Here is a 25,960-nt window from a genome sequence, read left to right as displayed (position 1 = left end):
TTAAATCACCTCTGCCTTGCCGCCTACGGCTTCAATCTTCCTCCTGGCACTTGAACTAAAGGCATGGGCTACTACTGTCAGAGGTTTTGTTATTTCTCCATTTCCTAAAATTTTAACTCCATCATTTATTTTCTTAATTAAACCAACTTCAAGCAATTTTTCAGGTGTCACTTCGTCACCAGAATTAAATTTTTTTTCAAGATCTTCAACATTAACAACTGTATATACTTTCTTAGCAAAATTTTTGAATCCAAATTTTGGAAGTCTTCTATGAATTGGTGTTTGACCACCTTCAAACCATGGATGTACTTTTCCTGTTCCTCTTGCTTTTTGACCTTTATGACCCTTACCAGATGTTTTTCCTTTTCCAGAACCAATCCCTCTACCCACTCTAATTCTTTTTCTCATGGAACCAGGAGTAGGTCTTATATCTGATAACCTCATATTATATTACCTCCTTATTCCTCTATTTCCTCTACCTTAACTAAATGCCTAACTTTTCTAATCATACCTCTAATTTGAGGAACATCATCTTTTATTACTGTAGAATTTAACTTTCTTAATCCCAATCTTTTTACTGTATCTTTTTGATCATATTTATAACCTATTGGACTTTTAACAAGTGTGATTTTTAATTTTTTCATTTATTAACCCTCCTTTTTTACACCATAGATAACTTCTTGTGGAGTAATGTCTCTTAACTGTGCAATTTTTTCCAATGATAGGAGGTTTTTCAAACCATTAACTGTTGCTTGCGCTAGCACTACAGGATTTGTTGAACCGCTTGTTTTTGTAAGAATATTGTGAATTCCTGCAAGTTCAACAACAGCACGGACGGTTCCATTTGAGATTATACCTGTACCAGGTGCTGCTGGTTTAAGTAAAACTTTTGCTGCATCTTGCCTTCCAACAATTTCGTGAGGAATTGTTCCGTTATAAATTGGTACTTCAAATACATTTCTTCTCGCAGCTGATAAAGCTTTCCTTATTGCATCTGGTACTTCTCTTGCTTTACCTACTCCAACTCCTACTTTCCCATTTCTATTTCCAACAACAGCTAAAACTCTAAATGATAAATTTTTTCCACCCTTAGTAACTTTTGTTGTTCTTCTTATTTCAACTATTCTTTCTTCAAAGTCTTCCCTTGTATTTCTTATCTTCTGTGCAATGTCTGCCATTCAGTGCACCTCCCTTAAAATTCCAAGCCTGCTTCTCTGGCACCTTCTGCAAGTTCTGCAACTCTTCCGTGATATCTGTAGCCACCTCTATCAAATACTACTTTCTTAATGCCTTTTTCAATTGCTCTTTTACCAATTAATTTTCCAACTTCTCTTGCTGCTTCCTTGTTCCAGGTCTTTTTCAAAGTTTCTCTTAATTCCTTATCCAATGTTGATGCTGCAACCAACGTGTGTCCCTTATCATCATCTATTATTTGAGCATAAATATGTTTTTCGCTCTTGTATACACACAATCTTGGTCTATCTGCAGTTCCATGGATTTTTTTTCTGATACTTAGGTGTCTCTTTTTCCTTCTCCAATTCCTGTTCTCTTTTTTTATCATCTCAGTGTACCCCCTTTATGCTTTCTTTCCTTCTTTCAATCTTACTACTTCTCCTACATATCTAATACCTTTTCCTGAGTAGACATTTGGTTCTCTCCATTTTCTAATATCTGCTGCAACTTGTCCTACTCTTTGTTTATCAATTCCACTAACAATTATTTTATTTGGACTTGGTACTTCTACTTTTACATCAGAAGGAATTTCCATTTCAACTGGATGGGCATATCCAAGATTCATCACAAGTTTCTTTCCTTGTAACTGTGCTCTGTAACCTATTCCAACGATTTCAAGTTCCTTTTTAAATCCTTTAGTAACTCCAATTACCATATTGTTAAATAATCTCCAATATGTTCCTGTAAACATCTTCATCTTTTTCAAATCTGATCTTCTTTTCATGTAGTCAACATTAGGTTTTACATTCATTTCATTACCATTAATTTCGACTTTAACGTATGGTAAAAAATCTTGTTTTAATTCACCAAGTGGTCCTTTTACTTTTAAGACATTTCCCTCAACTTTTACTTCTACTCCGTTTGGTATAACAATAGGTTTATTTGCTATACGGGACATTGAGTACACCTCCTTACCAAATATAGGCAATAACTTCTCCGCCAACACCGATTTCTCTTGCTTGCTTGTCAGTTAATACGCCTTTTGATGTTGTTAAAATAGCTATACCTAATCCATTCTTAACCTTTGGAAGATTATCTTTTCCAACATATATTCTTCTTCCAGGCTTTGAAACTCTTACAATACCATGAATTACTCTTTCTCTATTTCTTCTTGTTCCTTTGTATTTCATGTGAATTCTTATTATTCCCTGTTTTCCATCTTCAATATATGTATAGTCTTTTATAAATCCTTCTTTTTTCAATATTTCTGCGATTTCTTTTTTCAAGTTTGATGCTGGTACATCTACTTGTTCTTTTAATGCAACATTTGCATTCCTTATTCGAGTGAGCATGTCAGCTATTGGATCGCTCCACATTGTATTCCCCTCCTTTTACCATGTTGCCTTCCTAACTCCCGGGAGTTTTCCCTCATTGGCCATTTTTCTGAAACAGACTCTACAAACACCAAATTCTCTATATACGGAATGTGCTCTTCCACAAATCTTACATCTTGTATATTCTCTTGTTTTAAATTTCTTTGGCTTTTTCCATCTTTCAACAAGACCTTTTCTTGCCATATTTAAACCTCCTTATTATCTTTTAAACGGGAATCCAAAGAGCTCTAATAATTTTCTTGCTTCATCATCTGTTTTAGCAGTTGTAACAATTACAATATCCATTCCTTGGACTCTTCTGACTTGATCTGGAGATATCTCAGGAAAGACCAACTGTTCGGTCAATCCAAATGAATAATTTCCTCTTCCATCAAAACCATTTGGATTCAATCCTCTAAAGTCTCTAACTTTTGGAAGAACCAAATTAATAAGCTTGTACAAGAAATTGTACATGTTAACTCCTCTTAATGTTACTTTCAAACCTATTGGCATTCCTTTTCTTATTTTAAAGTTAGAAATACTCTTTTTTGCTCTAGTTACAACAGGTTTTTGACCTGCAATAAGTGCTAATTCTTTTGCATGGATATCAATAACATCTTTGTTTCTTGAACCTTCGCCGATACCCATGTTAATAACTATCTTTTCTAGTTTTGGAACTTGATGAATATTTTTATATCCAAATTCTTTCATCATTGCAGGTTTGATTTCATTTTCATACTTTTCTTTCAATGGTATGTACTGCATGCTCTATGCCTCCTTACTTATCTATGACTTCTCCACACTTCTTACAGTACCTTACTTTTGTTCCATCTTCTAAAAATCTGAATCCAACTCTTGTTGCTTTTCCACAGCTTGGACACACTAATGCAACCTTACAAGCATAAATTGGTGATTCTTTCTCAATAATTCCACCTTGTCTCATTTGTGCATTTGGTCTTTGATGTCTTTTTACAACATTTACTCCTCTTACAATTACTTTATCTTCTTTTGGAATTACTCTTACAACTTCACCAGTTTTTCCTTTATCTTTTCCAGAAAGTACCATTACTGTATCGCCTTTTCTTATTTTCCTTGCCACTTCACATCACCCCTTAAAATACTTCAGGCGCTAAGGAGACAATTTTCATAAATCCTTTTTCTCTTAATTCCTTTGCAACTGGACCAAAAACACGTGTCCCCTTAGGCTCGTTATATTTATCTAGTACGACAGCGGCATTATCATCAAAACGAATATAAGTACCATCTGGTCTTCTAATTTCTTTTTTCGTTCTAACAATAACAGCCTTTACAACATCGCCTTTTTTCAAATCTCCATTTGGTACTGCATCTCTAACACTACACACAACTACATCTCCAACTGTTCCCCATTTTCTTCTTGAACCACCCATTACTCTAATAACTCTTAAAAGTTTTGCTCCTGAGTTGTCTGCAACATTGAGGTAGCTTTCATTAATTATCATCACTACTACCTCCTTCCGTTTCTTCGTCTAAAGTCTCATCCGCAAAAACTGATCTTTCTACAATTCTAAGTACTCTCCATCTTTTTAATTTACTCAATGGTCTTGATTCAATAATTTCAACTATATCCCCATCTCTACATTCGTTATTTTCATCGTGTGCATAATACTTTTTTGTTCTCTTAATATATTTCCCCACTCTCGGGTGTTTTACTAATGTACTAACTGCAACTACAACTGTCTTATCCATTTTATCGCTTACAACTTCGCCAACCAATTTCTTTTTAGGCATGTCAATTACCTCCTTACACCCAATTCTCTTTCCCTGAGAATTGTTTTGATTCTTGCTATGTCTTTCCTTGTCTTTGAAATTTGACTGTAGTCCGTAAGTTGTCCCAAAACGTTCTGGAATCTCAAGTTCATGAGTGTTCTTTTCTTTTCTTCTAATAAATTCATCAATTCTTCATTTGTTAAATTTCTAAGTTCAGCAGCCTTCATACTGCTTCACCACCTATCTCATGTCTTTTTACTATCTTTGTTCTTATTGGAAGTTTTGTAGCAGCATATTCTAATGCTTCTCTAGCAAGCTTTTCATCTACACCACCAATTTCAAATAATATTTTACCTGGTTTTACTACTGCTACCCAACCTTCAACGTTTCCTTTACCTTTACCTAGCTTACTCTCAGCCGGGTGTTTTGTATATGATTTATCAGGAAAAACTCTAATCCAAAGTTTACCTGTTTTCTTTAAAGTTCTTGTAATTGCAATTCTACATGCTTCTATCTGTTGTGCTGTAATCCAGTGTGATTCCATAGCTTTAAGACCATACTCTCCAAAACTTACCAATGCACCGCCTTTTGCATTTCCTTTCATTCTACCTCTATGTTGTTTTCTGTACTTAACTCTTTTTGGCATTAACATGTCGTACTACCTCCTTTAGACGTCAGATATCGGCGTCGCCTTTATAAATCCATACTTTAATACCAATTGTACCATATTTTGTTTCAGCTCTAGCTGTACCATAATCGATTATTGATTTTATAGTTTGAAGCGGAAGTCTTCCCTTCAAATACCATTCTGTTCTTGCAATTTCTGCACCTGCAAGTCTTCCAGAAACCATTATTTTTATACCTTTTGCACCTTTTTTCATGGCATTAAAGATAGCTTTTTTCATTACTACTTTGTAAGATGCACGTTTTTCAATTCTACTTGCAATATTTTCCGCTACTAACTGTGCATCAACTTCAGGATTTTTAATTTCCTCAACATTGACTATAAATCTTCTGTTAAATCTCTTCTCAAGATTTTGTCTTAATTCCGTTATTTCTGCACCTTTTTTACCTATGATTATTCCTGGTCTCGCAGATTTTATAATTGCAATTACTCTTTCTGAATCTGGCCTTTCAATAACAATCTCACCAATTCCTGCTTGTGCATATTTATTCTTTATAACTTTTCTAATTTCTTCGTCTTCAAGCAAGTATTCCTTGTAATTCTTTTCATTAAACCATGTTGCCTGCCAATCTGCTGTTATCCCGAGCCTGAAGCCGCGTGGATGAACTTTTTGACCCACCTTACCACCTCACCTTTCTATCACTTTTCTTCCTTTGCAGCCTTTTCGGCTTCCTTGTCTCTAACAATTACTGTAATATGGGACATCCTCTTTTGAATTATATCTGCACTACCTCTACCTCTTGGCCAAATTCTTTTCATTCTTGGACCATCGTTTACATAGCATGTGTAAACATATAAATTTTCCTCATTAAGGCCATGGTTATTAACAGCATTAGCCACTGCTGATTTTAACACATTTTTTATAAGTCTTGCAGCCTTTTTTGGAGAAAATTCAAGAATTGTAAATGCTTCTGAAACATTTTTACCTTTAATTGAATTTGCAACACTTCTTGCTTTTCTTGGAGAAATTCTAACAAATTTTGCTACTGCTCTTGCTTCATACACTGGCATTGTTGCTAATTTTTCTTTTCTCTCTCTATGGAATTTGGAACGTTTCATTCCGTTTCTCTTTATGAGAACTTGCATTGTTTCCACCCTCCTCACTTTTTAACCTGACCCTTGCTAGCAGACTTATCAGCGTGTCCTCCAAATCTTCTAGTAAATGAAAATTCACCTAATCTATGACCAACCATATTTTCTGTAATGTATACTGGAATGTGTTTTAAACCATTATATACTGCTATTGTATGTCCTACCATTTCAGGTACTATCATACTTGCTCTACTCCATGTTTTAATTATTTTCTTCTCGCCTGCTTCGTTAAGCTGCCTTATTTTTTTTAGTAGCTTGGGATCTACATAAGGTCCCTTTTTCGTGGACCTGCCCATCGTTGCACCTCCTCATTAACCATTTCTTCTTCTTACAATCAATTTATCTGATGCTTTCTTTCCTCTTCTTGTTTTATAACCTTTAGCAAGTTGACCCCATGGACTTTGTGGATGGTGTCCTTTTCCTCTTCCTTCACCACCACCATGTGGGTGATCAACTGGATTCATTGCAACACCTCTAACATGTGGTTTTCTACCTTTCCATCTTACTCTTCCTGCTTTTCCATCAACTTCGTTTTTGTGATCTTCATTTCCAACTACTCCGATTGTTGCATAACATTTTACTGGAACTTTTCTAAGCTCACCTGATGGCATTCTCAATAATGCGTATTTCCCTTCTTTTGCCATCAATTGGCACGATGTACCTGCGGATCTTGCAATTTGACCACCTTTGCCAGGAATAAACTCAACGTTATGAACAATTGTACCAACTGGAATATTTTCAAGTGGTAATGCATTACCTGGCTTAATCTCTGCATCAGGACCATTTAATACTGTATCACCAACATTTAAACCCTGAGGAGCTAATATATATCTTTTTTCACCATCTGCATAGACAAGCAATGCTATTCTTGCTGTTCTATTTGGATCGTATTCAATAGATACAACTCTAGCTGGTACTCCTACTTTATCTCTTTTAAAATCAATAATTCTGTATCTTCTTTTGTGCCCGCCACCTCTAAATCTTACAGTTACTCTTCCATAACTATTTCTTCCACCTGTCTTTTTAAGTGGAGCAATTAATGATTTTTCCGGTTCTTTTTTAGTAATTTCGGAAAAATCAGGTATTATCATTTGTCTTCTTGCAGGGCTTGTTGGTTTAAATCTTCTAAGACCCATCATTATTCACCCCTTTTAATGTTCTCCTTCTAATTCCTTAATCGTGTACCCTTCTTTAAGAGTTACTATTGCCTTCTTCCAGGATTTAGTATATCCTTGTCTTGCCATTGCACCACGTCTTAAATCTCTTTTTGGTTTTGGTTTTACGTTTATCACGTTAACCTTTTCAACTTTTACATTAAATAATTTTTCTACAGCTTCCTTTATAAGTGGTTTATTGGCATCTTTGGAAACTTCAAAAACGTACTTTCTATCTTCTCTGGCATAATATGATTTTTCACTAACAATTGGTCTAATAATAACATCTGCGTAGTTCTTCATTAGCCAAGCACCTCCTCGATCTTCTGGACGGTACCTTGGAGGAGCACAAGTTTGTCATGATTCAAAATATCATATACGTTCAATCCATCAATGTTTGTTCTGTCAACACCAGGATTGTCTGCAATGATAACTTTAACTCCTGGAATATTGCGTCCAGAAATCTTAACATTAACATATTCCTCAACTTTCTTTGGAAGAACAACCAAAACTTTTTGATTTTCAAGTCCTAAGTTTTTTAAAACTTCTCTCAAGTCTTTTGTTTTTGGCCTTTCAAATTTAATCTCATCAACAACGATAAGATTTTCTTCTTTGAGTCTTAAAGATAAAGCTGACTTTAATGCAAGTCTTTTCATTTTTTTGTTCAATCTCTTAAAATAAACCCTTGGTTTTGGACCGTGGGCTACACCACCGTGTCTCCAATGTGGTGCTCTAATTGAACCTTGTCTTGCTCTACCTGTGTGTTTTTGAATCCAAGGTTTTCTTCCACCACCGGACACTTCTCCGCGTGTTTTTGTAGAAGCTGTTCCTGCTCTTGAATTTGTAAGTTGCATATCAATATAGCGCCAAATTACATCAAAATTTGGCTCGATAGCAAATACTTCATCTTTTAAATCAACTGTTCCGATGTTTTCGCCTTTTGAGTTAAACAAACTAACTTTTGCCATCCCTAATGCCTCCTTTTTTCATTTTCGAGGCTTGCTCTTATCCTCTTTTAGCTGTTCTAATAAGGACAAGGCCGCCTCTCGCTCCTGGGACGCCACCTTTTACTGCTATTAAATTATTCTCTACGTCTATTTTAACAATTTCTGAGTTTAATATTGTTACACGTTCGTTACCATATTGTCCCGGCATCTTTTTTCCTTTGAAAATTCTTGCAGGTTCTGAATGCTGACCTACAGAACCTAATTCTCTATGAAATTTTGCACCATGAGATTTTGGTCCGCCTCTAAATCCCCATCTTTTCATTGCACCAGCAAAACCTCTTCCTTTGGACCAGCCTGTAATATCTATTTTATCACCTTCGGCAAAAATATCAACCTTTATTTCTTGTCCAAGCTCAAACTCTTCTGGATTTTCTACTCTGAATTCTTTTAATATTTTCAATGGTTTGACACCTGCTTTTTTGAAAACTCCTTCCATTGGTTTATTAACTTTTTTTGCTTCTTCAAAACCAATCTGTATTGCATTGTATCCATCTGTATCTATTGTTTTCTTCTGAACAACATAACAAGGACCAGCTTTTATAACTGTTACAGGAATGACTTTATCATCCTTAAAGATTCGGGTCATTCCAACTTTTCTTCCAATAATCATTTTCATCTCTAGCACCTCCAAGTTCAAATCACAAGTTGATTTCAACGTCAACTCCAGCTGGAAGATTAATCTTCATCAAAGCATCTATAGTTTTTGGTGATGGTTCCAAAATGTCAATCAATCTCTTGTGAATTCTCTTTTCAAATTGTTCCCTAGAATCTTTATGTTTTAATGGTGATCTTAAAACAACATAAAGTGTTCTTTCTGTTGGCAATGGAATAGGACCTGAAACCTTTGCGTTTGTTTGCTTTACAATTTCAACAATTTTCTTTGCTGACTCATCTAATAATTTATGATCATATGCCTTCAACCTAATTCTTATCTTCTGTCCTGGCATTTTGTTCCCTCCCTTTTTATTTCAGGAAGAAAGGGGGAAATCCCCCCCTTTCCAAAATTTATTTTACTCAACAATTGCTGTTACAACACCTGCTCCGACTGTTCTTCCACCTTCACGGATAGCAAATCTCATTCCTTCTTCAATAGCTACTGGATAGATAAGTTTAATTGTCATTTCAACATTGTCACCAGGCATTACCATTTCAACACCTGCTGGGAAGTCAATTAATTCTCCAGTAACGTCAGCTGTTCTAATGAAGAATTGTGGTTTGTAACCTTTTTGGAATGGAGTGTGTCTTCCTCCTTCTTCTTTCTTCAATACGTAAACTTGTGCTTTGAATGTTGTGTGAGGAGTAATTGATCCTGGTTTTGCAAGAACTTGTCCTCTTTCAACTTCGTCCTTGTCAATACCTCTCAACAAACATCCAACGTTGTCACCAGCAAGACCTTCGTCAAGGATCTTTCTGAACATTTCAACACTTGTAACAACTGTTTTCTTTATATCGTAGCTCATACCAATAATTTCAACTTCGTCACCGGGTCTGATAACACCACGTTCGATTCTTCCTGTAACAACTGTACCCCTACCTGTGATTGAGAATACGTCTTCAACAGGCATTAAGAATGGTTTGTCTGTTTCCCTTTGTGGTTCTGGGAAGTAAGAATCCATTGTATCAAGTAATTCTTTTATAGGTGCGTATACTGGATCGTTTGGATCATCTGGACCTTCAACTGCTTTAAGTGCAGAACCTCTTATTACTGGAAGATCGTCACCAGGGAATTCATATTTGTTAAGAAGTTCCCTAACTTCCATTTCAACTAAGTCAATTAATTCTTCGTCATCAACCATATCTGTTTTGTTAATGAAGACTATCATTGCAGGAACGTTAACTTGTCTTGCAAGAAGAACGTGTTCTCTTGTTTGTGGCATTGGTCCGTCTGTTGCAGCAACAACAAGGATTGCTCCGTCCATTTGTGCAGCACCAGTAATCATGTTCTTGATGTAGTCTGCGTGACCTGGACAGTCAATGTGTGCATAGTGTCTTGTTTCTGTTTCATATTCGATGTGTGAAATGTTAATTGTAATTCCTCTTTCTTTTTCTTCTGGTGCCTTATCGATTTGTTCGTATGGAGTATAATCTGCTCTACCAAAGAATGAAAGATACTTTGTTATAGCTGCTGTTAATGTTGTTTTTCCGTGGTCAATGTGTCCGATGGTACCTACGTTAAGGTGAGGTTTGCTTCTCACAAACTTTTCTTTTGCCATAATTCACCCTCCTTTATCCTTTGTGGATAACTTATTTTGAAATAATTTTTTCCGCTAATTTATCTGGAACTTTTGCATAACGTTCCAAAACCATTGTGTATGTTGCACGACCTTGAGATAATGATCTCAAATCGGTTGCATACCCAAACATTTCAGACAATGGAACAAGCGCTTTTATTATTCTTAAATGTCCTCTTGATTCAAGTGTTTCAACATGCGCACGTCTTGAGTTTAAATCTGCTATTATGTTACCCATATATTCTTCTGGGGTTGTTACTTCCACTCTCATAATTGGTTCAAGTAAAATTGGTTTAGCCTTTTTAACTGCTTCTTTAAACGCCATACTTGCTGCAATTTTAAACGCCATTTCAGATGAGTCAACTTCGTGATATGAACCATCCAAGAGTATTGCCTTTATTCCAACCATTGGATATCCTGCAAGAACACCACTTTGTGCAGCTTCCCTTACACCTTCTTCAACAGCTGGAATATATTCCTTAGGAATAACTCCACCAACGATCCTATCTTCAAATTCAAAAGTTTTACTTAAGTCAATCGGCTCAAATCTCATTATAACATGACCGTATTGTCCTCTACCACCGCTCTGTCTGATGTATTTTCCTTCTGCTTCTGCTGCTTCTTGAATGGTTTCTCTATATGCAACTTGAGGTTGACCAACTCTTACTTTAGTGTTAAATTCTCTCTTTAACCTATCCACTATTATTTCAAGATGCAATTCACCCATTCCAGAAATAATAGTTTCACCCGTTTCGTGATCAACATAAGCTCTAAAAGATGGATCTTCATCACTCAACAATGTCAATGCTTTAGAAAGCTTGTCTTGATCATTTTTTGTTTCAGGCTCTATTGCTATTGAAATAACTGGCTCTGGAAATTCCATTTTTTCTAAGATGACAGGTCTTTTTTCATCACAGAGAGTATCACCAGTTTTTGTATCCTTTAATCCTATTGCCGCTACAATATCACCAGCTCTTACATATTCAACATCTTCTCTTTTATCTGCGTGCATAAATATTAACCTTGAAATTCTTTCTTTTTTACCTTTAGTTGAGTTATATACATAACTTCCCTTTTCGAGTCTACCACTGTAAACTCTAAAGAATGTTAATTTTCCTACATATGGGTCTGCCTGAATTTTAAAAGCTAAAGCTGTAAATGGTTCATCCTCTGATGGTTTAATTTGCACTTCTTCACTGTTTTGATCCCAACCTCTAACTGGTGGCATATCAAGCGGTGATGGAAGATATTCCAATATTCCATCTAAGAGAGGTTGAACACCTCTATTCATTTTTGCAGAACCACAAAATACTGGTGTTGCTTTATTCTCAATAGTTGCCTTTCTAAGTGCCTTTTTAATAAGATCATTTGATATTTCTTCTTCTTCAAGATAAAGCATCATTATCTCGTCATCTAATTCAGCAACTTTTTCTAACAAATCTTCTCTCATTTCTTCAGCTTTTGCCCTATACTTTTCTGGAATCTCTTCGTAAACCATTTCTGTACCATTTTCATTTAACCATCTAATTGCTTTCATTTCTATTAAATCTATGACACCTTCAAAAGAATCTTCAGCACCCATCGGCATTTGGACAGGTATAGGATTTGCTTTTAACCTGTCCACCATTGTTTGAACAGCCATTTCAAAATCTGCTCCAAGTTTATCCATTTTGTTCATGAAGGCAATTCTTGGAACGTTGTATTTATCAGCCTGTCTCCAAACTGTTTCAGATTGTGGCTCAACACCTGCTGCAGCATCAAAAACAGCAACTGCTCCATCTAAAACTCTTAAAGCACGTTCAACTTCTATCGTAAAGTCGACGTGCCCTGGCGTGTCAATAATATTAATACGATGGCCTTTCCACATACATGTGGTTGCAGCAGAAACTATAGTAATACCTCTTTCTTTTTCCTGGACCATCCAGTCCATTGTTGCTGTACCATCATCAACGCTACCAATATTATGCTTCCTACCTGTGTAAAAAAGAATCCTTTCAGTTGTGGTAGTTTTACCAGCATCAATATGAGCCATTATTCCAATATTTCTTAATTTTTTCAAGTCAACGTATATAGCCTGTATCTCCTTCATACTCTCCTCCTACTTACCATCTGAAGTGTGCAAATGCTCTGTTTGCTTCAGCCATTCTGTGAACATCCTCTTTCTTCTTAATCGCAGTTCCTGTATTATTAAATGCGTTAACAAGCTCTTCTCCAAGCTTTTCAGCCATTGGTCTACCTTTTTTTGATCTTGCTGCTTCAACAATCCATCTTAAAGCAAGAGAAGTTTTTCTTGGCTCTTCAACTTCAATTGGAACCTGATAAGTTGCACCACCGACTCTTCTTGGTCTTACTTCGACAAGTGGTCTTACATTATCAATTGCCTGATGTAAAGCTTCTAGGGGATCCTTTTTTGTTTTCTCTGCCAAATATTCCATTGCTTTATATACAATTTTTTGTGCTATTGATTTTTTTCCATCCCACATTACTCTATTTATAAGCTTTGAAACCAATATATCATTATATATTGGATCAGGTGGAACTTTTCTAACTTCTGCTCTCCTTCTTCTCATTTGTTATTCCCTCCCGACTTATTTCTTAGGTCTCTTAGCACCGTATTTACTTCTGGATTGTTTTCTATTTTCAACACCTGCTGCATCCAATGCTCCTCTAATAATCTTATACCTAATACCTGGCAAGTCCTTAACCCTTCCACCTCTTACCAAAACAACAGAGTGTTCCTGCAAGTTATGACCTATACCTGGAATATATGCTGTAACTTCTATTCCATTACTTAACCTAACCCTAGCAATTTTTCTCAAAGCTGAGTTTGGTTTTTTTGGTGTCATTGTAGAAACTCTGACACAAACTCCCCTTTTTTGTGGATGTCCTTGAAGTGCTGGAGATTTTGATTTTTCCTTAATAACCTTTCTACCGTGCCTTACCAACTGATTAATTGTAGGCATCTAAACCCTCCCTTCGAAAACTCTTAAATTGTTCGATTCAGCCACGCCGCAAAACTTTACAAACTAAATTATACATATTTATATATAAAATCTCTTGAAAAATAAGTGAAGATTTTGTTTCATCCACTCTTTCGTGCGTTTTAATGAGGGGTCTTAGAAAAAAAGAGGGCTTGTACAAGCCCTCTGGCTGGGGCGGTAGGACTCGAACCTACACTGCTGGAGCCAAAGTCCAGTGTCCTGCCAGTTAGACGACGCCCCAACTAAAAAAGATGGGGACTAACCCCACTGGTGGGTGCGGCAGGGATTGAACCTGCGGCCTCTTCCGCGTCAAGGAAGCGCTCTCCCACTGAGCTACGCACCCAGACCGAATTTTATTTTAACACACAAAAAAATATTGTCAAGAGTTATATAAAAATTTTTTTGAATTTTGCCTCTTTAAAGGTATAATAATAAATGTAAAAAAAACTTTGTGAGGTGAAGTCATGATAGTAACCGAAGAAAATTACTACTCAAGATTAGACAAATTTTTAAGAAAAAAACTTTCAAATTTACCTTTGAGTGCAATCTATAAATTAATCAGAACTGGAAAAATAAAAGTAAACGAAAAAAAAGTTAAAAATCCTTCATACAAGATAGAAATAGGTGATGAAATTACTATTGAAGAGGATATATCAAAATACAATAGGGAAATCAACAACAAAGTGGTTCCAATAAAAATGGACCTTGATATTGTATATGAAGATAACGATATTCTAATAATAAATAAACCAGCAGGTATTCCAATACATCCTGGCAAAGGAACACATATCGCAACATTGATCGAAGGATTAATGTACTATGGTCAAGAAAAAAATTTCACTCCACATCTTGTCCATAGATTAGATAAACATACATCCGGCATATTAATAATTGCAAAAAACACCCAAAGTGCAAGAGAATTAGGAGATATAATCGCCAGCCGTAACATAAAAAAAGAATATATCGCTCTTTGCAAAGGTAAATTATCAAAAGAAGGAAAAATTGATATACCTCTTGAAAACAAACAAGCTTTAACTACATTTAAAACACAAAAAGTATATAAAACACATTTAGGAGAGTTTTCTCTTTTAAATGTAAATATTAAAACAGGAAGAAAACATCAAATAAGGAAACATTTAAGTCTGATAAAACATCCAATAATAGGAGATGACATCTATGGTGATAAAAAACTCAATCGTGAATTTAAAAGAGAATATGGTTTAAAAAGATATTTTTTACATTGTCACTCCATGGAATTTTACTTTAAAAATAAGCATATAGTAGCTACTGCTCCGCTTTCAAGAGACTTAAAAAATGTATTAAAAAATCTCGAAAAGGGTGAATAATTTGAAAAGAATAGTTCCCTTCATTATTTTCTTTTTCGTTAGCACATTATTTTCTATTACTATATATTTTAATACCTTTGATAATTCACTAATTATCAATCAAAAAGTATATAAATTTTCGGGTGAAGCTCAGCCTTTTAAAGGTAAAATTATAACATACTTTAAATCCCCCTCTATAGAAATTGGAAATGTAGACATTCCTAATGACTTGTTAGTTCTTGAAGATGGACAAACAATCGGACAAAATGGAACTATAGTAGTCTCTAAAGATGTTTTTGACAAAATGGTTGAATTGTATACAAATAATGATATTGAAAAAGTTATAATCGACCGTTTTCCAGTTGAAATATATGATGATAAAATAATTGTAAAAGAATTAACTTCTAGAGATAAATTAATATCATATTTAAAGATTTTCAAAAACAATTTCGAAATCATAAATTTAGATTACTACCTTGGTACATATGATATTACTCCTGATACACCTAAGATAGAAATAACTACATTCTCATTTCCAAACATTGGATATTACAATGTCAAAATACATGACAAAAGTGCTGTCTATACTAAAGTGTATGTAAATGGAAAAGATTCAAAAAAAAGTGGTACTCTTACAAGCGGGACATATAAAATATTTGTCAAATGCATGGATGAACTAGGATATGAATCCTCCAAAACAACTTTTTTAGACATTCCAAAATCGAAAATTAACTTTCAAAAAATCGATGTGGAATTTGGAAAAGAAACAAAATTTGGAAAAATAAACTACATAGGAACCAGAAACTTTTACGAAATTACTCCATTAACATCAACTATTACAACAATAACTTCGAAAGATACAACTTCTCCGACAATTAACGTATCAATCAAAAAACTTTTTGATGATTATTACTCCATAAAAGTTTTATCAAATGACCTTAATAAAACAAAAAATATAATACTTCTAAACAACAATCCAATTAATAACGGGGTAGTAAAGCTTAAAAAAAGCAAAAATTTACTGATCGTAATGTCAAAAGATACCTTTGACAATTATAAGTTAAAACATGTTAGTATTTATAATTATAAAACATTAGACTCGACTCTAACCTTTCTTGATGAAAAAAGATGGATTAATATTGGAGGGGTGTTAATAAAATCTCCATATATTATATCTTGGGTAAATCCTAATATCGAAAGGAGGATCTATGAAGATAAAAGATATATTATCAACATCGAAAAGTAAGGTTATTTTTCTTTCGATATTTTTAATCATTGCTTTAATTGGAGCATTATTAAGAACTAACAATGATTTAAAAAATATGAAAGTTGACATTGTTTTTGAAAATTCAAACAAGATTGAATTTTTTGATGGAAAAAATATTAAAAATAAAGAAGCCGTGTATATTATTCCTAAAGATGCTACCAACATTAATCTGGAAGGTATAAACTTAAACGGAAAAAAATTTGGAATCCTAGAATTTAATATTTCTGAAACTATTTCAAAAGAATTTGCCAAAAATCTTTCAAAAGATATGGTAATAACAGTTCATTATATAAAACCAGAAGAACTTTCAAAATACAATGAAAAAACTTTATTTAAAAGACTTTGGAGAGCAGTTGTCGAAAGAAGTATTGACTTAATAGTTCTTCCAAAAACACCTATGACTGAATCCGTAGCAAAAGAATTCAAAAACTACTTTAAAATTTCTGACGCTTCGCCTTATATACCAAATATTGAATTCAAATACTTTTTTTCAACAATTTTAATAATATTCGTTTTATATTTTTTCCCTTACGCAATTTTTCTCTTACCAACTTTATATTTTTCTTACGAAATTTTTATTTCATTAGTTAGCATATTAGGAACAGTAGTAATATTTTTTAAAATAAAAGACAATATTTTAAAATTCTTTTCTTATTTCACTTTAGGAATTTTAACAAATCTATCATTGTATGATTTTGAACATTTGAACAATATAAAAACATACTGGGGAGTAAAACTTTCACTGGTGTTATTACCATCAATATTACTAATACAGTTAATAATAAAAGAAAATAAAAAGATAAAATCACATCTTAAGTTTTTAATACCTCTATTTACCATTTTTGGAATATATTATATAATTAGAAGCGGTAATTTTGGATTTGTTACAGACTTTGAAAGAAATATACGTGAGTTTATCGAAGATTTATTCATCATCAGGCCAAGAACAAAAGAATTGTTATTTTATCCTCTTGCATTTTTAATCCCATATTTAAAGAGTAACTTTTACAAAAAACTTTCTGAAATATTTGCAAGTATTGCATTTTTATCAACATTTAACACATTTTGTCATATAAGAGCTCCTCTATTTGTAAACATCTACCGCGAACTGATAACTTTATTTTTAACGCTTATCATCTATTCAATTTTCAAAATCTTTTTTGAAAGGGGAGAATATTATGAGGAAAACAAGAATAGTAACCACTATAGGACCGGCAACAGAATCTGAAGAAATGCTAGAAGAACTTGTAAATTCGGGTGTAAACGTTTTTAGATTAAACTCATCTCACGACACCATTGAAATTCACAGAGAAAGAATTAGAAGGTTAAAAAAAATAAGAGAAAAATTAAACACACCATTTTCTATCCTTATTGACCTTTCTGGCCCAAAAATTAGAACAGGAAAGCTCAAAGAAGAATACATAACCCTAAAAGAAGGATCTCAATTAAAAATAACAACAGAAGATTTATTAGGCGACGAAACCATATTATCTGTAAATTACAAAAGATTTCCACTTGAAGTAAAAAGCGGTGACAGAATTTTACTAAATGACGGTGCAATAGAACTGACTGTTGAAAAAGTTGAAGATAATTTAGTATACACTAAAGTTATAAGAGGTGGAAAAATAACACACCATAGAGGTGTTAACCTTCCCGGAGTTGACCTTTCAATTTCTGCTGTCACAGATAAAGATAAAAAATTTATTGACCTTGCCATCGAAGAAGATCTTGACTACATTGCCTTGTCATTTGTAAGAAAAGCTTCAGACGTAAAATACGCAAAGTCATTAAGCAATGGCATTCCAGTAATTGCAAAAATTGAAACGGCTCAAGCATTGGACAATCTTGAAGAAATAATTTCAATTGCTGATGGTGTTATGGTAGCAAGAGGTGATCTCGGTGTAGAAATTCCATTATCTCAAGTCCCAATCGCTCAAAAAAGAATAATAGAAACAGCAAATAGAATGTCAAAACCTGTTATAACTGCTACTCAAATGCTCGAATCAATGATCAATAATATGACTCCAACAAGGGCAGAAGTATCTGACATAGCAAATGCTATACTAGATGGAACAGATGCTATTATGCTTTCGGCAGAAACCTCGATAGGAAAATACCCACTTAGAGCAGTAGCTGTAATGGATGAAGTATCAAAAAATACTGAAAAATTTCTTTTAGACTACGATTCAATTGAGCTAGAATGGATAAGAAATTACTATATATCAGAAAATATAGAAGATGCTATTTCACATGCTGTATATAACCTCTCAAGAGATATAAATGCAAAATTAATCATCACTGCAACTAGCACAGGAAAAACTGCAATAAATATTGCTCGCTTAAGACCTTCAGTTCCTATAATGGCTGCTACTCCAAACCTTTCAACCTATTATAGATTGAGTCTTGTATGGGGAGTAATCCCTGTAATGATCAACCAAACACTTTCAACTGATGAAATGATTATAGAAGTAATGAAAAAAGCAAAAGAAACAAACCTTGCAAGCAAAGGTGACAAAGTAATTATAACCGCAGGAATTCCATGGGGAAGACCTGGAACAACAAATACACTCCAAGTACATGAAATAATATAAATCAAGACCTTTTTACTAAAAATGTTGACAAATAAAACTTTTATGGTATTATATTAACGGATGTATGGCCCCATAGGATAACGGCTAGTCCATCGGATTCTCAGTCCGAAGGTCGGGGTTCGATTCCCCGTGGGGCTGCCAAAGAAAGCCCCAGTAGTTCAACGGATAGAACGGCGGATTCCTAATCCGCAAATGGAGGTTCGATTCCTCCCTGGGGCACCATGAAATTTGGGCCGTTAGCTCAACAGGTAGAGCACCTGACTCTTAATCAGGGGGCTGTGGGTTCGAGTCCCACACGGCCCACCAGGTTATAGTAAAGAGGAAGCGCCCGCTTCCCACCCCAAGCGAAAGCGAAGGGGTTATAAAGTAGTAAACGAGGTTTTAGATTAACGTTAATAGGATGAATAATGTATCGGCGGGCGTTGTGCACGCCGATATTTTTTATGTTAGGAGGGATGAATTATCGATAAGATAATTAAAAACGAGGAAATTACAGCACCAGAGGTAAGAGTGGTAAATCAAGAGGGAAAACAACTAGGAGTTATGCCAACACAAAAAGCTCTAGAGTTTGCATATTCTCAAAAATTAGATTTGATCTTGGTTGCTCCAAATGCTAAACCACCGGTTGCTAAAATAATGGACTATGGAAAGTACAAATACGAACTAGCAAAAAGGGAGAAAAAGGCAAAGAAAAACCAAAAAATTATTGAAGTAAAACAAATGAAATTCCGTATAAAAATAGACGAACATGATTACCAAACAAAGTTAAAGCATATCAAAAGATTCCTTGAAGCGGGAAATAAAGTAAGGGTTGTAATAATGTTTAGAGGTAGAGAAATGGCTTTTGCTGATAAAGGAAAAGAAATTTTAGATAGAATTATTAAAGATTTGCAAGATGTAGCTAGTGTTGAAAAAGCACCAAAACTTGAAGGAAGAGACATGTGGATGATGTTAAAACCAAAAAGTTGAGGAGGGAAAATATGGCTAAACAAAAGATGAAAACGCATAAGTCAGCCGCAAAGAGATTTAGAGTTACTAAAAATGGAAAAATTATTAGAAGAAAAGCATATGCATGGCACAAGACGGGTAAAAAGAGAAGATCAACACTTAGAAGACTTAAAGTTGAAACAGAAGTAAAAGCTTGCGATAAAGACAGAGTACTTAGAATGCTTGGTAAAAAATAAAATAAAACGACTTGAAGGGAGGATAAATCATGCGTGTAAAAAATGCAGTAAACGCTAAGAAAAAAAGAAGAAAAATACTAAAGGCAGTTAAAGGATACCATGGAGCTTTAAGTAGAAGATATAGGCTTGCTAAACAAGCATATATCAAAGCAAAAAAACATGCATATGTTGGTAGAAAATTAAAGAAAAGAGACTTTAGAAAACTATGGATTACCAGAATAAATATTGCTGCTAGAAATGAAGGATTAAAATATAATGAATTAATTCACGGATTAAAATTAGCTGGAGTAACGATTAATAGGAAAATGTTATCTGAACTTGCTGTAAATGATCCAGAGTCATTTAAAGAATACGTAAATATTGCAAAACAAGCTATCGGAAAATAATAACTCACCCTTCTGGATCCCTGCCTCGGTGCCCTTTTAGGGTCGGCAATGGAGTTGAAGGAAGGGGAGGGTTTAACCAAATCAGGAGGTGTATATTGTGGCAGTACTTACAATGAAACAACTTTTGGAAGCGGGTGTTCACTTTGGTCACAGGACTCAAAGATGGAACCCAAAAATGAAAGAGTACATATTTGGTGCTAGAAAAGGTATTTACATAATCGATCTTCAAAAAACTTCCAAACTTCTTGATGAAGCATATAACTTTGTAAGAGATAAAGCAGCTGAAGGAGGAACTATCCTCTTTGTCGGAACAAAGAAACAAGCTCAACAAGTTATTAAACAAGAGGCAGAAAGATGCGGTGCATTTTATGTAAACCACAGATGGCTCGGTGGACTCTTAACAAATTTCGAAACAATCCGTAAAAGAATTGACAAATTAATTGAACTTGAAGAAATGGAAGCAAACGGAGAATTTGATCATTTACCAAAAAAAGAACAAAGTAGATTAAGAAGAATTCTCGAAAAACTCAGAAAAAACCTTGGTGGTTTAAAAAACATGACAAGTCTTCCAGACGTTATTTATATTGTTGACCCAAGAAAAGAAAGAAACGCAGTTTACGAAGCAAATCTTTTAAAAATCCCAACCGTTGCTATCGTAGATACTAACTGTGATCCTGATGAAATTGACTATATAATCCCAGGAAACGATGATGCAATCAGGGCAATCCAACTTATCACTTCAAAAATTGCAGATGCATATCTTGAAGGAAGAGAAGGCGTATCCTTCGGCAGTGAAGAGGCTGAAGAAAATAATCAAAAAGAAGATAATGAAGAAATATTTGAAATTGAAGATGTAGATGAAAGTGAAGAAATGTAAACAATAGCCCCCGAAAAGGGGGCTTTTTTGACAGGAGGGAAATTAATTGTTTATTGCTTTTGAAGGAATTGATGGATCTGGAAAAAGCACTCAACTTAATCTTCTTTCTCAATATTTAAAATCTAAAGGGAAAAAAGTGCTAAATATCAGAGAACCTGGAGGAACTATCCTTGGTGAAAAAATTAGAGACATTCTACTTGATAATAATTTAAATATAAATAAAAGAAGTGAATTATTATTATTTCTCGCCTCAAGAGCACAATTAGTAGAAGAAGTTATAAAACCTCATCTTGAAAGAGGTTTTTTTGTTTTGGCAGATCGGTTTTCTGATTCAAGCATTGCATATCAAGGTGGAGCAAGAAACATTGGAGTAGAAACTGTATCCACATTAAATGATTTTGCAACAGACAACATTTATCCAGATATAGTTTTCTATATAGATATTCCAACAAAAATCGCAATGGAAAGGCTTAAAAAGAAATATTTAGATAGACTTGAACGGGAAGGGCAAATATTTCTTGAAAAAGTGAGAAGTACGTATTTAAAATTATCAGAATTGAGAGATAATTTCTTTATAATAGATGGAACAAAAAGCATAGACAGTGTTTTTGCTGAAATAAAATCAATTGTAGAAGCACATTTAAAATCCTAAATCATCGAAAAATATTTAGTTATAATTTCTCTTGCAAGATCAATTACCTGCTGAATCATCCATCCTCCTAAAAAAAGTAACGTTAAAAATAAAACAATAATTCTTGGAGCAAACGTAAGAGTTTGCTCATTTATTTGTGTAGCTGCTTGAAATATACTGATTAATAATCCAACAATTAAACTTATTAAAAGAGGTGGTAAAATTACCGTTAATAAGGTTTTTATTCCAAGCCCAAATACATCTAAAAATACTTCTATAGTCATTTTTAACCGCCTCCAAAGCTTTTAATCAAACTACCAATCAACATATCCCATCCGTTAACAAGAACAAACAAAAGAATTTTAAATGGCAATGAAACCAATACTGGTGGGATCATAATCATACCAAGAGAAAGCAAAATACTAGCAACAACCATATCCATTACAATAAAGGGTATATACAATAAAATCCCCATTTTAAAACCTATTTCAAGCTCGCCAATAACAAAGGCCGGAATAAGAACAGAATTAGGTGCCTCCTCAACCGAATCTATTTTTTTCCCCACATTATCAGCTAACATAAAAACATTATCTTCGTTATGATGAATTTTCAATTCAGTAATCATAAATGTTCTCAGTCTATCCATACTTCTAGAAAATAGCTCTTGGTAACCTATTTCTGAATTTAAATAAGGAGTAATTGCATTGTTATAAATATCGTTCCAAACTGGCTGCATTATAAAAAATGTTAAAAATAATGCAAGGCCTATTAAAATTTGATTCGGAGGCGTTTGTCTAGTTCCTAAAGCATTTCTCAAAAAAGAAAATACTATTATAATCCTTGTAAACGATGTAAATAATATTAGAATACTAGGGGCAAGAGATAATACGGTTAAAAGTAAAAGAATTTCTAATGTATTAACTAAATCCCTCGGTTGTTGAGGTGGGCTCAGTTGTATACTAATATTTGGAAGTGGAACTTCATCTTGTGCAAATGAAACAAAAACAATTACAAGAAATAGTAAAACAAAAAAACGCTTCACTTTTTGTCACCTTTTTTTACTATATTTTTGAAAAACTCGAGCTTGAAATTTGAATTTTCAAACTCCCCACTTTCAATTGAATCAAGCTTTTTTAACACAGTACCACCATTATCAGTCACCAAAATTACATAATATTCTTCAACTATTCTTACTACAACTATATAACTATTTCTAGAAATAAATTTTCTTTCAATAACAGAGATAAAATGTCCCCCTACATTTCGGGGGACCCTGTTCTTTATAACCAAATAAGTACCTAACATAACTGCTACAAAAATCAGCATTGATATTGCAAAACCAATCAAAGAAGAAATAACGTTCGCCCCCTAACCAGAAACCTTTTGAATTGCTTCAATAACTCTTGCAGGTTGGAATGGCTTTACTATAAAATCCTTGGCCCCTGCTTGAATTGCTTCAATAACCATTGCTTGTTGCCCCATAGCGCTACAAACAATAATAGTAGCATTTGGATCTATCTTTTTTATCTCTTTAATAGCATCAATACCATTCATCTCTGGCATTGTAATATCCATTGTAACAATATCAGGTTTTAATTCTTTGTATTTTTCAACAGCTTCTTTTCCGTTTGCAGCTTCTCCAACTACCTCGTGACCTGCTTTTGTTACAATATCCTTTAGCATCATTCTCATAAAAGCTGCGTCATCAACAATCAAAATTCTTTTCCCCATTTTTCTATACCTCCTCTACACCAATTATTTCATTTAATATCTCTTCAATATCTAAGTATACTACAAGTCTTTCACCTTTTTTTATTAATCCTTTTGCTTTTTTTCCATAAGTGTCTACATCTCTAAATGCTCTATCAATCTCCGAATTTGATGTTCTAAGTACCCCTTTTACATTTTCTACTAGAAAACCCATTTCTATATCTCTTATTCTTGTTATTATAATTTTTTTGAAATTATTCTCATCCATGTTTGAACAAATTCCACCAAGAATCTTTCGTAAATTGATAACTGGAATAATCCTTCCTCTTAAATTTATAACACCCTCAATAACTTCTTTTGACTTTGGAACAGGCGTAATTTCATCTTTATCTATAACAATTTCTACGTAATCAACATCAAAACTCATTTCTTGATTACAAATATTAAAACTTAAAACTTCAAATTCGGTTTCAACATTCATGCCTTTCACCTCACTCCACTAAATTTAGCGTATCAATAATCAAGGCAATACTACCATCACCTAATGTTGCACCACCACTAAATTCTTTAACATCAGCAAATAATTTTCCTAGAGATTTAATAACAATATCTTCCTGTCCAATTAATGTATCAACAGCAATTCCATATTTTCTATTTGCAACTTTAACTACAACTACGTTTAATTCATCAAGTTCTTCGTTGTGTTTTATTCCCAAAACATCCCAAAGTTTAATAATTGGAATTACTTCTCCTCTTTTGACTATTACTTCCTTATTTTGAACCATTTGGATTTCCTCAGGTAAAACAATTAATGTGCTGTCTATAACTGAAATTGGAATAGCATAAATATATTTATCAACTTTCACAAGCAGTGCCTGAATTATAGCAAGTGTCAACGGTAATTTTATTATTACCTTTGTTCCTACACCCTTCTTAGACTCCATATGAACTGTTCCATTTAATGATTCTACCGTATTTTTAACAACATCCATTCCAACCCCTCTACCAGAAAGTTCGCTTACTTGCTCTTTGGTGGAAAAACCAGGCATGAATAAAAATTCATAAACTTTTTCGTCAGGTAAGCTTGAAGCTTTTACTTCATCAACTAGTCCTTTTTCAATCGCTTTCTTCAATATTTTTTCCCTATCAAGCCCTCTACCATCATCTTCAACTTCTATTACCACATTGTTCCCCTCATGGCGTGCAGAAAGTATTAATGTTCCAACAGGTGGTTTTCCCTTTGCAATTCTTTCTTCTTTTGTCTCAATCCCATGATCTAAAGCATTTCTAATCAAATGAACTAGCGGATCGCCTATTTCTTCAACAAAGGTTCTATCAAGTTCTGTGTCTTCACCTTTCATAACAAAGTTTATTTCCTTTCCTAAATTCTTTGAAATATCGCGAACCATTCTTGGAAATCTATTAAATACGTAAGAAATTGGAACCATCCTAACCTTCATAACAATATTTTGCAAGTCAAGGGTTATTCTGCTAAGCTGTGCTAAGGATTCATCAACTTCTTTTATATTGTACTTTTTCAAAATATCTATTATTCTACTTCTTGCAATAACAAGTTCTCCCATTAAATTCATCAATGTGTCTAATTTTTCAATATCAACTCTGACTGTTTGAGTTATTTTAATATTTTTCTTTTTTTCTTCATGTTTTTCTGTCTTCTTTTCTTCTTTTACCTTCTCTTTAACTTCACTTTTATGCTTTATTTCTACTTTCTTTACTATAACTTTCTCAACTTCTGAAATTGCAGAAAGTTTCTCTTGCAGTTTTAAAGGCTCTACTTTTGCAATAACGTAAAGTTCTACTTCTCTATCAAATTTTTCGTTTTCAATATCTTCTACACTTGGTACACTTTTTATTATTTCTCCACCTAATTCTTCAATCCCGTGAAACACCATATACATTCTTGCAGATTTCAATTGCACATTTTCAGCTAAAATAACCTTTGTATAAATAACGTCATATCCTTTTTTCTTTGCTTCATTTACTACATGTAAAAGAGCTTCATCTTCTTCATACATGTAGTCTGTCTCTTCCTCTGTTTTTTCTTCAGATTCACTTTTTTCAGAATCATTATTAGTCTGAGTGGTTTCAACAGTACCTGCAGGTTTGGATTCTTTCTTTCCAACATTTTCGCCTTGTGCAAGCTTCTCAAATATTTCAACTAGTCCAGAAACATCTTCTTCTATCTCTTCACTTCCTTCAGATGCTATTTTTTCAAGCATTTTCTCAATTAAATCTAATCCATTAAACAGGTAGTCCAACTTGTCTGAATCAATAGAAACTTTTCCGGATCTAACAGCATCCAAGTAATTTTCCATTCTATGACACAATTTTGCCATATTTTCGAATCCCATCGTTCCTGCCATTCCTTTTAAAGTATGCAAAGCTCTAAAGGCTACGTTTATATATTCCATATCTTCTGGATTTTTTTCTAAGTCTAATAGAGCGTCGTTCAGTTGTTGAACGTACTCACGACCTTCATCAATAAAAACACTTAAGTATTCTTCATACGACATATATGTCACC

Annotated in this window: 40 protein-coding genes and 5 tRNA genes; 12 read left to right on the top strand and 33 right to left on the bottom strand. The window is 33.9% G+C overall.

What is annotated here, in order from left to right; all coding sequences use genetic code 11:
- The 27 genes from rplO to EO083_RS02195 form a co-directional block, all read right to left on the bottom strand.
- On the bottom strand, positions 1 to 444 hold the full coding sequence (rplO, locus tag EO083_RS02325) for a 50S ribosomal protein L15 (protein ID WP_126992595.1): 444 nt from the start codon (positions 442 to 444) through the stop codon (positions 1 to 3).
- Positions 445 to 458: 14 nt separating this feature from the next.
- On the bottom strand, positions 459 to 644 hold the full coding sequence (rpmD, locus tag EO083_RS02320) for a 50S ribosomal protein L30 (RefSeq protein ID WP_004101469.1): 186 nt from the start codon (positions 642 to 644) through the stop codon (positions 459 to 461).
- Between the two features lie 3 nt (positions 645 to 647).
- Positions 648 to 1,178, bottom strand: coding sequence for a 30S ribosomal protein S5 (rpsE, locus tag EO083_RS02315; RefSeq protein WP_004101468.1), 531 nt, complete (start codon positions 1,176 to 1,178; stop codon positions 648 to 650).
- 14 nt (positions 1,179 to 1,192) lie between these two features.
- Positions 1,193 to 1,561 (bottom strand): 50S ribosomal protein L18, encoded by a 369-nt coding sequence (rplR, locus tag EO083_RS02310; protein ID WP_004101467.1) that lies wholly within the window; start codon positions 1,559 to 1,561, stop codon positions 1,193 to 1,195.
- 15 nt (positions 1,562 to 1,576) lie between these two features.
- On the bottom strand, positions 1,577 to 2,131 hold the full coding sequence (gene rplF, locus EO083_RS02305; RefSeq protein WP_004101466.1) for a 50S ribosomal protein L6: 555 nt from the start codon (positions 2,129 to 2,131) through the stop codon (positions 1,577 to 1,579).
- Between the two features lie 13 nt (positions 2,132 to 2,144).
- Positions 2,145 to 2,549 (bottom strand): 30S ribosomal protein S8, encoded by a 405-nt coding sequence (rpsH, locus tag EO083_RS02300; protein WP_126992594.1) that lies wholly within the window; start codon positions 2,547 to 2,549, stop codon positions 2,145 to 2,147.
- 15 nt (positions 2,550 to 2,564) lie between these two features.
- Complete coding sequence (locus EO083_RS02295) at positions 2,565 to 2,750, bottom strand: type Z 30S ribosomal protein S14 (protein WP_075666013.1); 186 nt, start codon at positions 2,748 to 2,750, stop codon at positions 2,565 to 2,567.
- Between the two features lie 15 nt (positions 2,751 to 2,765).
- On the bottom strand, positions 2,766 to 3,311 hold the full coding sequence (rplE, locus tag EO083_RS02290; protein WP_126992593.1) for a 50S ribosomal protein L5: 546 nt from the start codon (positions 3,309 to 3,311) through the stop codon (positions 2,766 to 2,768).
- A 13-nt stretch (positions 3,312 to 3,324) separates the two neighbouring features.
- Positions 3,325 to 3,645, bottom strand: a complete 321-nt coding sequence (rplX, locus tag EO083_RS02285) for a 50S ribosomal protein L24 (RefSeq protein ID WP_126992592.1) — start codon at positions 3,643 to 3,645, stop codon at positions 3,325 to 3,327.
- A 13-nt stretch (positions 3,646 to 3,658) separates the two neighbouring features.
- Positions 3,659 to 4,027 carry a 50S ribosomal protein L14 gene (gene rplN / locus EO083_RS02280; RefSeq protein ID WP_004101458.1) on the bottom strand — a complete coding sequence of 123 codons (369 nt, stop codon included), beginning with the start codon at positions 4,025 to 4,027 and terminating at the stop codon, positions 3,659 to 3,661.
- Positions 4,017 to 4,316 carry a 30S ribosomal protein S17 gene (gene rpsQ, locus EO083_RS02275; RefSeq protein WP_126992591.1) on the bottom strand — a complete coding sequence of 100 codons (300 nt, stop codon included), beginning with the start codon at positions 4,314 to 4,316 and terminating at the stop codon, positions 4,017 to 4,019. Before rpsQ ends, rplN begins: the two co-directional genes overlap by 11 nt.
- Before the next feature lie 5 nt (positions 4,317 to 4,321).
- Entirely contained in the window at positions 4,322 to 4,522 is a 201-nt protein-coding gene (rpmC, locus tag EO083_RS02270; protein ID WP_004101450.1) for a 50S ribosomal protein L29, read from the bottom strand.
- Entirely contained in the window at positions 4,519 to 4,947 is a 429-nt protein-coding gene (gene rplP / locus EO083_RS02265) for a 50S ribosomal protein L16 (RefSeq protein WP_126992590.1), read from the bottom strand. Before rplP ends, rpmC begins: the two co-directional genes overlap by 4 nt.
- A 22-nt stretch (positions 4,948 to 4,969) precedes the next feature.
- Positions 4,970 to 5,599 carry a 30S ribosomal protein S3 gene (gene rpsC, locus EO083_RS02260; RefSeq protein WP_126992589.1) on the bottom strand — a complete coding sequence of 210 codons (630 nt, stop codon included), beginning with the start codon at positions 5,597 to 5,599 and terminating at the stop codon, positions 4,970 to 4,972.
- Between the two features lie 20 nt (positions 5,600 to 5,619).
- Positions 5,620 to 6,066, bottom strand: coding sequence for a 50S ribosomal protein L22 (gene rplV, locus EO083_RS02255; RefSeq protein ID WP_004101446.1), 447 nt, complete (start codon positions 6,064 to 6,066; stop codon positions 5,620 to 5,622).
- 14 nt (positions 6,067 to 6,080) lie between these two features.
- Entirely contained in the window at positions 6,081 to 6,368 is a 288-nt protein-coding gene (rpsS, locus tag EO083_RS02250; RefSeq protein ID WP_004101445.1) for a 30S ribosomal protein S19, read from the bottom strand.
- 15 nt (positions 6,369 to 6,383) lie between these two features.
- A complete protein-coding gene (rplB, locus tag EO083_RS02245; protein ID WP_114702719.1) occupies positions 6,384 to 7,208 on the bottom strand; it encodes a 50S ribosomal protein L2 in 825 nt (274 codons plus the stop codon).
- Between the two features lie 15 nt (positions 7,209 to 7,223).
- On the bottom strand, positions 7,224 to 7,529 hold the full coding sequence (gene rplW / locus EO083_RS02240; protein ID WP_004101443.1) for a 50S ribosomal protein L23: 306 nt from the start codon (positions 7,527 to 7,529) through the stop codon (positions 7,224 to 7,226).
- Complete coding sequence (gene rplD, locus EO083_RS02235; RefSeq protein WP_126992588.1) at positions 7,529 to 8,194, bottom strand: 50S ribosomal protein L4; 666 nt, start codon at positions 8,192 to 8,194, stop codon at positions 7,529 to 7,531. The genes rplW and rplD overlap by 1 nt, the downstream gene beginning before the upstream one ends.
- Positions 8,195 to 8,231: 37 nt before the next feature.
- Entirely contained in the window at positions 8,232 to 8,849 is a 618-nt protein-coding gene (gene rplC / locus EO083_RS02230) for a 50S ribosomal protein L3 (RefSeq protein WP_004101438.1), read from the bottom strand.
- A 22-nt stretch (positions 8,850 to 8,871) separates the two neighbouring features.
- The gene (rpsJ, locus tag EO083_RS02225) at positions 8,872 to 9,180 is read right to left on the bottom strand and encodes a 30S ribosomal protein S10 (RefSeq protein WP_004101436.1); all 309 of its coding nucleotides are present in this window, start codon (positions 9,178 to 9,180) and stop codon (positions 8,872 to 8,874) included.
- 63 nt (positions 9,181 to 9,243) lie between these two features.
- Positions 9,244 to 10,446 carry an elongation factor Tu gene (gene tuf / locus EO083_RS02220; RefSeq protein WP_126992587.1) on the bottom strand — a complete coding sequence of 401 codons (1,203 nt, stop codon included), beginning with the start codon at positions 10,444 to 10,446 and terminating at the stop codon, positions 9,244 to 9,246.
- 31 nt (positions 10,447 to 10,477) lie between these two features.
- Positions 10,478 to 12,553 (bottom strand): elongation factor G, encoded by a 2,076-nt coding sequence (fusA, locus tag EO083_RS02215; RefSeq protein ID WP_126992586.1) that lies wholly within the window; start codon positions 12,551 to 12,553, stop codon positions 10,478 to 10,480.
- 13 nt (positions 12,554 to 12,566) lie between these two features.
- Positions 12,567 to 13,034, bottom strand: a complete 468-nt coding sequence (rpsG, locus tag EO083_RS02210) for a 30S ribosomal protein S7 (protein WP_126992585.1) — start codon at positions 13,032 to 13,034, stop codon at positions 12,567 to 12,569.
- 18 nt (positions 13,035 to 13,052) lie between these two features.
- Entirely contained in the window at positions 13,053 to 13,427 is a 375-nt protein-coding gene (gene rpsL / locus EO083_RS02205; RefSeq protein WP_004101428.1) for a 30S ribosomal protein S12, read from the bottom strand.
- A 184-nt stretch (positions 13,428 to 13,611) separates the two neighbouring features.
- Positions 13,612 to 13,686, bottom strand: a tRNA-Gln gene (locus tag EO083_RS02200).
- Between the two features lie 27 nt (positions 13,687 to 13,713).
- A tRNA-Val gene (locus tag EO083_RS02195) sits at positions 13,714 to 13,788 on the bottom strand.
- A 121-nt stretch (positions 13,789 to 13,909) separates the two neighbouring features.
- Between EO083_RS02195 and EO083_RS02190 the strand changes: the two genes are divergently transcribed.
- The 12 genes from EO083_RS02190 (at position 13,910) to tmk (ending at position 21,727) form a co-directional block, all read left to right on the top strand.
- A complete protein-coding gene (locus EO083_RS02190) occupies positions 13,910 to 14,791 on the top strand; it encodes an RluA family pseudouridine synthase (protein ID WP_126992584.1) in 882 nt (293 codons plus the stop codon).
- A gap of 1 nt (position 14,792) precedes the next feature.
- Positions 14,793 to 16,016, top strand: a complete 1,224-nt coding sequence (locus EO083_RS02185; protein WP_126992583.1) for a hypothetical protein — start codon at positions 14,793 to 14,795, stop codon at positions 16,014 to 16,016.
- Complete coding sequence (locus EO083_RS02180) at positions 15,979 to 17,265, top strand: DUF5693 family protein (RefSeq protein WP_126992582.1); 1,287 nt, start codon at positions 15,979 to 15,981, stop codon at positions 17,263 to 17,265. Before EO083_RS02185 ends, EO083_RS02180 begins: the two co-directional genes overlap by 38 nt.
- On the top strand, positions 17,216 to 18,628 hold the full coding sequence (gene pyk / locus EO083_RS02175) for a pyruvate kinase (RefSeq protein WP_126992581.1): 1,413 nt from the start codon (positions 17,216 to 17,218) through the stop codon (positions 18,626 to 18,628). The genes EO083_RS02180 and pyk overlap by 50 nt, the downstream gene beginning before the upstream one ends.
- A 66-nt stretch (positions 18,629 to 18,694) precedes the next feature.
- A tRNA-Glu gene (locus EO083_RS02170) sits at positions 18,695 to 18,769 on the top strand.
- A gap of 6 nt (positions 18,770 to 18,775) precedes the next feature.
- A tRNA-Arg gene (locus tag EO083_RS02165) sits at positions 18,776 to 18,850 on the top strand.
- A gap of 8 nt (positions 18,851 to 18,858) precedes the next feature.
- A tRNA-Lys gene (locus EO083_RS02160) sits at positions 18,859 to 18,934 on the top strand.
- A gap of 153 nt (positions 18,935 to 19,087) precedes the next feature.
- Complete coding sequence (infC, locus tag EO083_RS02155) at positions 19,088 to 19,597, top strand: translation initiation factor IF-3 (RefSeq protein ID WP_164723686.1); 510 nt, start codon at positions 19,088 to 19,090, stop codon at positions 19,595 to 19,597.
- A gap of 11 nt (positions 19,598 to 19,608) precedes the next feature.
- Positions 19,609 to 19,812: a 50S ribosomal protein L35 gene (rpmI, locus tag EO083_RS02150; protein WP_004101418.1), complete on the top strand. Its 204-nt coding sequence runs from the start codon at positions 19,609 to 19,611 to the stop codon at positions 19,810 to 19,812.
- Positions 19,813 to 19,841: 29 nt separating this feature from the next.
- Positions 19,842 to 20,198, top strand: coding sequence for a 50S ribosomal protein L20 (gene rplT, locus EO083_RS02145; protein ID WP_126992579.1), 357 nt, complete (start codon positions 19,842 to 19,844; stop codon positions 20,196 to 20,198).
- 97 nt (positions 20,199 to 20,295) lie between these two features.
- Positions 20,296 to 21,075 carry a 30S ribosomal protein S2 gene (gene rpsB, locus EO083_RS02140; protein ID WP_012580075.1) on the top strand — a complete coding sequence of 260 codons (780 nt, stop codon included), beginning with the start codon at positions 20,296 to 20,298 and terminating at the stop codon, positions 21,073 to 21,075.
- A 46-nt stretch (positions 21,076 to 21,121) separates the two neighbouring features.
- Positions 21,122 to 21,727, top strand: a complete 606-nt coding sequence (tmk, locus tag EO083_RS02135; protein WP_126992578.1) for a dTMP kinase — start codon at positions 21,122 to 21,124, stop codon at positions 21,725 to 21,727.
- Here tmk and fliQ read toward each other — a convergent pair.
- The 6 genes from fliQ to EO083_RS02105 are packed head-to-tail and all read right to left on the bottom strand — an operon-like array spanning position 21,724 to position 25,950.
- A complete protein-coding gene (gene fliQ / locus EO083_RS02130; protein WP_004101414.1) occupies positions 21,724 to 21,990 on the bottom strand; it encodes a flagellar biosynthesis protein FliQ in 267 nt (88 codons plus the stop codon). The two genes, tmk and fliQ, sit on opposite strands and share 4 nt — an antisense overlap.
- A gap of 2 nt (positions 21,991 to 21,992) precedes the next feature.
- On the bottom strand, positions 21,993 to 22,748 hold the full coding sequence (gene fliP / locus EO083_RS02125) for a flagellar type III secretion system pore protein FliP (protein WP_126992577.1): 756 nt from the start codon (positions 22,746 to 22,748) through the stop codon (positions 21,993 to 21,995).
- Positions 22,745 to 23,053, bottom strand: coding sequence for a flagellar biosynthetic protein FliO (locus EO083_RS02120; RefSeq protein WP_241229931.1), 309 nt, complete (start codon positions 23,051 to 23,053; stop codon positions 22,745 to 22,747). The genes fliP and EO083_RS02120 overlap by 4 nt, the downstream gene beginning before the upstream one ends.
- A gap of 21 nt (positions 23,054 to 23,074) precedes the next feature.
- Positions 23,075 to 23,437: a chemotaxis protein CheY gene (gene cheY / locus EO083_RS02115; RefSeq protein ID WP_004101411.1), complete on the bottom strand. Its 363-nt coding sequence runs from the start codon at positions 23,435 to 23,437 to the stop codon at positions 23,075 to 23,077.
- Between the two features lie 4 nt (positions 23,438 to 23,441).
- Positions 23,442 to 23,897: a chemotaxis protein CheW gene (locus EO083_RS02110; RefSeq protein ID WP_126992576.1), complete on the bottom strand. Its 456-nt coding sequence runs from the start codon at positions 23,895 to 23,897 to the stop codon at positions 23,442 to 23,444.
- A gap of 10 nt (positions 23,898 to 23,907) precedes the next feature.
- Complete coding sequence (locus EO083_RS02105; RefSeq protein WP_126992575.1) at positions 23,908 to 25,950, bottom strand: chemotaxis protein CheA; 2,043 nt, start codon at positions 25,948 to 25,950, stop codon at positions 23,908 to 23,910.
- Positions 25,951 to 25,960: the final 10 nt, after the last annotated feature.

The sequence above is a fragment of the Thermosipho globiformans genome, from assembly GCF_003990895.1.
Lineage (GTDB): Bacteria > Thermotogota > Thermotogae > Thermotogales > Fervidobacteriaceae > Thermosipho > Thermosipho japonicus.
Note: the sequence above shows the minus strand (reverse complement) of the source record. Positions and strands in the feature narration are given on the sequence as shown.

Excerpts from the sequence above, each read along its gene's own strand:
- rplO (WP_126992595.1), bottom strand. The coding sequence starts at position 444 with ATGAGGTTATCAGATATAAGACCTACTCCTGGTTCCATGAGAAAAAGA.
- rpmD (WP_004101469.1), bottom strand. The coding sequence starts at position 644 with ATGAAAAAATTAAAAATCACACTTGTTAAAAGTCCAATAGGTTATAAA.
- rpsE (WP_004101468.1), bottom strand. The coding sequence starts at position 1,178 with ATGGCAGACATTGCACAGAAGATAAGAAATACAAGGGAAGACTTTGAA.
- rplR (WP_004101467.1), bottom strand. The coding sequence starts at position 1,561 with ATGATAAAAAAAGAGAACAGGAATTGGAGAAGGAAAAAGAGACACCTA.
- rplF (WP_004101466.1), bottom strand. The coding sequence starts at position 2,131 with ATGTCCCGTATAGCAAATAAACCTATTGTTATACCAAACGGAGTAGAA.
- rpsH (WP_126992594.1), bottom strand. The coding sequence starts at position 2,549 with ATGTGGAGCGATCCAATAGCTGACATGCTCACTCGAATAAGGAATGCA.
- EO083_RS02295 (WP_075666013.1), bottom strand. The coding sequence starts at position 2,750 with ATGGCAAGAAAAGGTCTTGTTGAAAGATGGAAAAAGCCAAAGAAATTT.
- rplE (WP_126992593.1), bottom strand. The coding sequence starts at position 3,311 with ATGCAGTACATACCATTGAAAGAAAAGTATGAAAATGAAATCAAACCT.
- rplN (WP_004101458.1), bottom strand. The coding sequence starts at position 4,027 with ATGATAATTAATGAAAGCTACCTCAATGTTGCAGACAACTCAGGAGCA.
- rpsQ (WP_126992591.1), bottom strand. The coding sequence starts at position 4,316 with ATGCCTAAAAAGAAATTGGTTGGCGAAGTTGTAAGCGATAAAATGGAT.
- rpmC (WP_004101450.1), bottom strand. The coding sequence starts at position 4,522 with ATGAAGGCTGCTGAACTTAGAAATTTAACAAATGAAGAATTGATGAAT.
- rplP (WP_126992590.1), bottom strand. The coding sequence starts at position 4,947 with ATGTTAATGCCAAAAAGAGTTAAGTACAGAAAACAACATAGAGGTAGA.
- rplV (WP_004101446.1), bottom strand. The coding sequence starts at position 6,066 with ATGCAAGTTCTCATAAAGAGAAACGGAATGAAACGTTCCAAATTCCAT.
- rpsS (WP_004101445.1), bottom strand. The coding sequence starts at position 6,368 with ATGGGCAGGTCCACGAAAAAGGGACCTTATGTAGATCCCAAGCTACTA.
- rplB (WP_114702719.1), bottom strand. The coding sequence starts at position 7,208 with ATGGGTCTTAGAAGATTTAAACCAACAAGCCCTGCAAGAAGACAAATG.
- rplW (WP_004101443.1), bottom strand. The coding sequence starts at position 7,529 with ATGAAGAACTACGCAGATGTTATTATTAGACCAATTGTTAGTGAAAAA.
- rplD (WP_126992588.1), bottom strand. The coding sequence starts at position 8,194 with ATGGCAAAAGTTAGTTTGTTTAACTCAAAAGGCGAAAACATCGGAACA.
- rplC (WP_004101438.1), bottom strand. The coding sequence starts at position 8,849 with ATGAAAATGATTATTGGAAGAAAAGTTGGAATGACCCGAATCTTTAAG.
- rpsJ (WP_004101436.1), bottom strand. The coding sequence starts at position 9,180 with ATGCCAGGACAGAAGATAAGAATTAGGTTGAAGGCATATGATCATAAA.
- tuf (WP_126992587.1), bottom strand. The coding sequence starts at position 10,446 with ATGGCAAAAGAAAAGTTTGTGAGAAGCAAACCTCACCTTAACGTAGGT.
- fusA (WP_126992586.1), bottom strand. The coding sequence starts at position 12,553 with ATGAAGGAGATACAGGCTATATACGTTGACTTGAAAAAATTAAGAAAT.
- rpsG (WP_126992585.1), bottom strand. The coding sequence starts at position 13,034 with ATGAGAAGAAGGAGAGCAGAAGTTAGAAAAGTTCCACCTGATCCAATA.
- rpsL (WP_004101428.1), bottom strand. The coding sequence starts at position 13,427 with ATGCCTACAATTAATCAGTTGGTAAGGCACGGTAGAAAGGTTATTAAG.
- EO083_RS02190 (WP_126992584.1), top strand. The coding sequence starts at position 13,910 with ATGATAGTAACCGAAGAAAATTACTACTCAAGATTAGACAAATTTTTA.
- EO083_RS02180 (WP_126992582.1), top strand. The coding sequence starts at position 15,979 with ATGAAGATAAAAGATATATTATCAACATCGAAAAGTAAGGTTATTTTT.
- pyk (WP_126992581.1), top strand. The coding sequence starts at position 17,216 with ATGAGGAAAACAAGAATAGTAACCACTATAGGACCGGCAACAGAATCT.
- rpmI (WP_004101418.1), top strand. The coding sequence starts at position 19,609 with ATGGCTAAACAAAAGATGAAAACGCATAAGTCAGCCGCAAAGAGATTT.
- rplT (WP_126992579.1), top strand. The coding sequence starts at position 19,842 with ATGCGTGTAAAAAATGCAGTAAACGCTAAGAAAAAAAGAAGAAAAATA.
- fliQ (WP_004101414.1), bottom strand. The coding sequence starts at position 21,990 with ATGACTATAGAAGTATTTTTAGATGTATTTGGGCTTGGAATAAAAACC.
- cheY (WP_004101411.1), bottom strand. The coding sequence starts at position 23,437 with ATGGGGAAAAGAATTTTGATTGTTGATGACGCAGCTTTTATGAGAATG.
- EO083_RS02110 (WP_126992576.1), bottom strand. The coding sequence starts at position 23,897 with ATGAATGTTGAAACCGAATTTGAAGTTTTAAGTTTTAATATTTGTAAT.
- EO083_RS02105 (WP_126992575.1), bottom strand. The coding sequence starts at position 25,950 with ATGTCGTATGAAGAATACTTAAGTGTTTTTATTGATGAAGGTCGTGAG.